Raw genomic sequence first — 5,656 nt, forward strand, 5'->3', positions numbered from 1 at the left:
CCCCCACCCCACCACTGCCGCCATTGACGCCGGGAAGGCCATCGGCACCCGGACCGCCGGGAGCGATTCCTGTTGCGCCCGCCGTACCCGTTCCACCGATGCCCCCGGCTCCACCCCTGCCGATAAATCCGGCATTGCCGCCGGCGCCGCCGGTTCCACCGCCGGCACCACCGACGCCACCAACGCCGCCATTGCCGAAAAACCCGGCGTTGCCGCCTTTGCCGCCCGGCTGACCCGCCAATCCGGGCGCGCCGGCCCCGCCGTTTCCAAACAGCAGCCCGCCATCGCCACCATTGCCGCCGGGAGCTGTCGCGTCGGCGCCGTTGCCGATCAGCGGTCGCCCTAACAGCGACTGGGTGGGCGCGTTGATCACACTCAACACGCCGCGTTCTACCTCTTGCAGCGGCGAAACGTTCGCGGCCTCGGCACTGGCGTACCAGAGCGCGCCGCTACCCAGCACCTGCACGAACCGATCATGGAGTTGGGCGGCCTGCAGGCTGAGGGATTGGTAGTCGCGCGCGTAGCCGGAGAACAGCGACGCGATCGCCGCCGAGACATCATCGGCGCCGGCAGCCGCCAGTGCCGTCGTCGCGCCGGCCGCCACCGCATTGCCTGAGTTCAGGGTCGACCCTATTCGCGCCAGTTCGGCCGCCGTAGCCTGCATCAACTCCGGGCTGACGACTACCAGCGACACTGTCTACCTCCCACTGCGGGTGTCTGAGCAGTTGAGAGATGGTATCGCGATCAATGCTTGGCGTACCGGCTTTTTGACGCCAAGTTATTCCTCGGTCAGATCACGCACTCGCGCGTAGCGGTCCAGCACGGCCGGCACCGCGGCAGCGGTGTACTCGTCGGTTGGCGGCGCTGTCCAGGCGGGCGGCTGTGGCGATCCGCGCAACGCCCATGCGGCCTGTCGCGCCGCGCCCAGCGCGACGTATTCCGCGGGGGCCGGCGCGCGCACCGGTACCCCGAACACCTGCGGTGCGATCTCACGCAGTGCCTGCGACCGGGCGCCGCCGCCGATCAGTAGTATCCGCCGCGCGGCCAGACCGTGCGCCGTGAGTTGCCCCAGGCCCTCGGCCAGCGCGCACAGCAGCCCCTCCACTGCGGCGCGGGCCAGGTTGGCCGGCGTGGCATTCGATACTCGAAGGCCATGCAGTGCGCCAGTTGCGTTGGGCCGGTTGGGGGTTCGCTCGCCCTGCAAGTAGGGCACCAGCACCAGGCCGTCGCTGCCTGGGGCCGCCGAGAGGGCAAGCCGGGACAGCTCGTCGTGGTCTTTGTCCAGCATCGCCGCGGCCGCGTCGAGTACCCGAGCGCCGTTGAGCGTGCAGACCAGTGGAAGGTAGCGCCCGGTGCCGTCGGCGAATCCGGCGACCAATCCGGCCTCGTCGCGGACCGGTTGGTCGGCGACGGCGGCCACCACTCCCGAGGTGCCGATCGAGACGATCACGTCACCGGGCTCGACGCCGAGGCCTAGCGCGGCAGCGGCGTTGTCGCCCAGCCCGGCACCGAATACCGTTGCATCGCTGAGGGTTTGGGCCGACGGGCCGAGGACTCTGGGCAGCTGCGGGCGGCGGCCGTGCAGGGCCAGCTCGAGCAGGTCGAAACGATAGGCGCCGGTGGCGGCGTCGTAGTATCCGGTGCCGCTGGCGTCGCTGCGATCGGTGCTCAGCATGGCCAGGTCTGTGCCGCCGCGCAGCCGCCAGGTCAACCAGTCGTGCGGCAGGCAAACCGCCGCAGTGCGATCGGCGTGCCGCGGCTCGTTGTCGGCGAGCCAGCGCAGCTTGGCCACCGTGACCGCGGCCAGCGGCACCAGGCCGACGGCATGCGCCCACGCGGCGGGGCCACCCAGTTCGGCAACGAGTGCGCGTGCCGCATCGGCCGAGCGCACGTCGTTCCACAGCAGTGCGGGCCGCACCACCTGACCGGTCTCGTCGAGGCACACCATGCCGTGTTGTTGGGCGCCCACCGCCACGGCGTCGACGTCGTCCAGGCCGCCCGCGGCTTGGATCGCCTGCCGGGCGGCGAATTCCCATGCAGCAGGATCGATTTCGGTGCCCGGCGGGTGCGTGGCGCGGCCCTGGCGCAACACCTCGCCGGTGTCGGCATCACACACCAGCACCTTGCACGACTGGGTGGACGAGTCGATCCCGGCAACCAGGGTCACGGCTGCTCCTCGAGCAGTGCCCGCAGCGTTGCGCGGGCGCCAATGCGGTGCAGGGAGTTGAGCGTCCATAGGTAGGGCTCGGCGAAGCGCGGCTGGTCGACGAGGTCGCCGAACAGGTCACGGTTTTCCAAGAACGCGGTGGCGTGGTCGCGCTGGGAGCGGGCCAGCGGCACCAGCGTGCCGGCGAGCCGGTCGACGACCTCGATCGGCTGGCCGCCTTCGTCGATGCCCTCGGCGTAGCGCGCCCAGCTCGCGACGATCGCCGCCGAGAGCCGTACCTGGCCGCCCGATCGCAGATTGTCGCGAACCACCGGCAGCAGCCACTTGGGGATACGGTCGGAGGATTCGGCGCACAATCGGGTGACCGTGTCGCGGACGTAGGCATTGGCGAAGCGGGGCAGCAGGCCGTCGCGGAACTCGGCGCGCCCGGGGATATGGGGCAGTGTCGGCATCGCTTCCAAATCCAGGTAGCGCGAAAGGAATTCGGCGATCAGCGGGTCTTGGGCGGCCTCGTGCACCAGCCGATAGCCGGCCAGATAGGCGAAGTAGCACAGGCCCTGATGGCTGGCGTTGAGCAGCCGCAGCTTCATCGCCTCATACGGCGATACGTCGTCGACCAGCCGGACACCGGCCTTGTCCAGCGGAGGCCGGCCGTCGGCGAAGTCGTCCTCGAGAACCCACATGGCGAATGGTTCGGCGGCCACCGGCCAGGCGTCCTGAACCCCGTATTCGGCCTCCAGTCGCTCGATCACCTCGGGCGTGGTGACCGGCGTGATCCGGTCGACCATCGAGCTGGGGAACTTGGTGTTATCTTGAATCCATTGCGCGAGTGCGGGATTGGATGCCGCCTGTGAGGTGAACGCGTGTCGCGCCACATGGCCGTTTTCCACGATGTTGTCGCACGACACGATCGTGGGCGAGGGTAGGCCGCGTTCGCGGCGGCGGTTCAGCGCCTCGGTCACCAGGCCGAAGGCACTGCTCAGTGGCTGGTTGTAACCGCCCTCGGTGATGGTGAGTGAGATGATCCGGGTGGCCGGGTCGGCGAGCAGTTCGATGACCGCGTCCGGATCGTCGGGCGCGTAACGAAAGTCGACGATGGAGCCGATCACGCGCGGCTCGCGGGTGCCGTCGGGGTGTTCGAGGATCAACGTGTACAGGTAGTCCTGGCTGCGCAGCGCGTCGCGCATGCGCTGATCACCCGGCAGCACGCCGACACCGCAGATGCCCCAGTCGCGCCCGAGCCCCTGGTTGAGCAGATTGTCGACGTACATCGCCTGATGCGAGCGGTGGAAGCCGCCGACACCGAAATGGACGATGCCGATGCCGATTTGGCTGCGGTCGTACCGCGGGACCGCGATCTCGAGGACGCCCAGGTTCAGTGCGTTGAGCTTCACCACAACAGTGTGTGGCATGCGGCGACGAGAGTAGCGCAAGACTGGTGATTGCACTGATTCGATGGGCGACGCAAGACGCGACGCTTCGGTCCGTGATCACCGGTGCCGCCATCCCCAGGGTTATCCGACTACTGCTGGGCGGCTTCGTGCTCACCCGGGCCGCCGGGTTCGCGCCGCTCTTCTTGAGTTATCACGTGGTCGAGCGCAGTCACGGCAGCGCGGTCGTCGGCGCCGCGCTGGCGAGTCTCGGCATCGGGTCGCTGGTGGGACAGCTGGCGTGCGGTTGGCTGGCCGACCGGCTGGGCCGGCGGAAGACCATCACCCTCGTCATGGTGCTCGGGGCTCCGGTGCTATTCCTGCTGGCCAAGGCGAACACCCCGACGGAGTTGCTGGCCGGCGCCGCGGTGGTGGGCTTCACCTACGATGCGCCGCATCCGGTGCTCAGCGCGACGATGTGTGATCTCATTCCCGATCCCGGCAAGCGGGGAGGGGTAGACGCATGGCGGTTCGGCTGCACAAGTCTAGGAGCGGTGATCGCCGGTGGTATCGGTGGCGTGGTGGCCGACCGGGTGGGCACTCCGATTCTGTTCATCGCCAACGGCCTGGCCTACGCGGCGTTTGCCGGTTTGGTCGTGTGCCGCATTCCGGCTACGGGCCGGCGCCCCGCCGTGCCGAAGCCACAAAGCTACCGTAAAGCGTTGTCCGACAAAGGGTTTCTGCTGTTGCTGATTTCGAGTGTGAGCACCTGGGCCGGGGCGGCCAGCCTGGTTTCCACGGTGCCTCTGCTGATGCACTACCGGGGTCTGGACGTCGGCGACTACGGCTGGACGGCGATGGCTAGCGCCCTGGCCGTCGTTACTCTGACGCCGTTGATGGCGCCCTGGCTGAGCCGGCGCGTGGCCGACCGCCCGCGGCTGGACATCCTGGCCGTGGCCACGGGGTGGGTCACGATGTGGATGGCGCTGACCGCGCTGGCGCATTCGGTGCTGGCCTTCTGCGCGATGGTGGCCCTGGCGGCCCCTGGTGAAATCGCCTGGTTCGTCGTGGCTCCCGGGATTGTGCATCGCATTGCACCGTCCGCCCTACGCGGGCGCTACCACGGAATGTGGGGATCCTCGTTCGGTGCCGCCGCGGTGGCCTCGCCGCTCCTGGCGTCGAGTTGTCTGGCGCACGGCGGGCCCGTCCTGCTGTCGGCCACCTCGGTGGCAGCGGGGCTGATCGGGGCTGCGCTGTGCCTACCGCTGCATCGCGTATTGGGTGCCGGTTGCCGAGCGCGCCCACATTCCATTTCTGGGCCGCTGCCACGCCGGCCGTGCCAACACCTGCCACAAATACCACCAGCAGGGCCGCCGTTAGGCCTCGCGCGCAAGCACGCAACAATTTCTGCTCCCAGGGCTCCGTCCTCGGCAGTTGACTATGGTGGGTCACGGCGCGGAGTCAGAGCCAGGAGGTAAGGCATGCGATTGGTTGCGGTGGCCGTTGCCGCCAGTGCCATGGCGTTCGGCTTTGCTGCGCCGTCCGACCCGCCTGCCCTGCCGGTCGTGCTTGCCGACCACACGGTTGCCATGGATCCGGCGCTCGACCCCGGTGATGGTTCCCTTCCCGACGGACACACGCTCACGCCGTTCGACGTCCAGGACCCCGCGATCGGCCGGCTCGACCCGGCGCTACTGAGGGCCATCCAGGCGGCGGCCACCGCGGCCGCTGCCGACGGCATCACCATCGCCATCAACTCCGGCTGGCGGTCGGCGGAGTTTCAGCAGCAGCTGCTGGATAACGCGGTGCGCACCTACGGCAGCATGGCCGTGGCGCGCCAATATGTCCAGACGCCAACGCTTTCCAAGCACGTCATCGGCGAGGCGGTCGATGTCGGCGGTGCCGGCGCAGACCAGTGGCTCATGGCGAACGGTGCCCGCTTCGGGCTGTGCCGGATTTACGCCAACGAAGTGTGGCACTTCGAACTGGCCGCCGACGAGGCGGGCAACTGCCCCGCGCTGCTGCCCAATGCGGCCGGTTGAGTCGGCAAGTTCATAACATCTACCTAAGAGTTGATTCATAAGTCGGCTGGTGGGGACTGTTGAATCGTTGGGTTTGT

5 protein-coding genes are annotated in these 5,656 nt (G+C 68.6%); 2 read left to right on the top strand and 3 right to left on the bottom strand.

What is annotated here, in order from left to right; all coding sequences use genetic code 11:
* The 3 genes from BST12_RS28245 to BST12_RS28255 all read right to left on the bottom strand — a co-directional run.
* A partial coding sequence (locus BST12_RS28245; RefSeq protein WP_139802011.1) for a PE family protein occupies nucleotides 1-694 on the bottom strand: 694 nt, incomplete at its 3' end.
* An 84-nt stretch (nucleotides 695-778) separates the two neighbouring features.
* On the bottom strand, nucleotides 779-2,167 hold the full coding sequence (gene xylB, locus BST12_RS28250; protein WP_083116470.1) for a xylulokinase: 1,389 nt from the start codon (nucleotides 2,165-2,167) through the stop codon (nucleotides 779-781).
* Entirely contained in the window at nucleotides 2,164-3,561 is a 1,398-nt protein-coding gene (locus tag BST12_RS28255; RefSeq protein WP_083116473.1) for a mannitol dehydrogenase family protein, read from the bottom strand. The genes xylB and BST12_RS28255 overlap by 4 nt, the downstream gene beginning before the upstream one ends.
* A gap of 92 nt (nucleotides 3,562-3,653) precedes the next feature.
* Here BST12_RS28255 and BST12_RS28260 point away from each other — a divergent pair, with 92 nt between their 5' ends.
* Nucleotides 3,654-5,015 carry an MFS transporter gene (locus tag BST12_RS28260; protein ID WP_170062223.1) on the top strand — a complete coding sequence of 454 codons (1,362 nt, stop codon included), beginning with the start codon at nucleotides 3,654-3,656 and terminating at the stop codon, nucleotides 5,013-5,015.
* A gap of 3 nt (nucleotides 5,016-5,018) precedes the next feature.
* Nucleotides 5,019-5,579 carry a M15 family metallopeptidase gene (locus BST12_RS28265; protein WP_083116472.1) on the top strand — a complete coding sequence of 187 codons (561 nt, stop codon included), beginning with the start codon at nucleotides 5,019-5,021 and terminating at the stop codon, nucleotides 5,577-5,579.
* Nucleotides 5,580-5,656: the final 77 nt, after the last annotated feature.

The organism is Mycobacterium angelicum, assembly GCF_002086155.1.
GTDB classification, from domain to species: Bacteria; Actinomycetota; Actinomycetes; order Mycobacteriales; family Mycobacteriaceae; genus Mycobacterium; species Mycobacterium angelicum.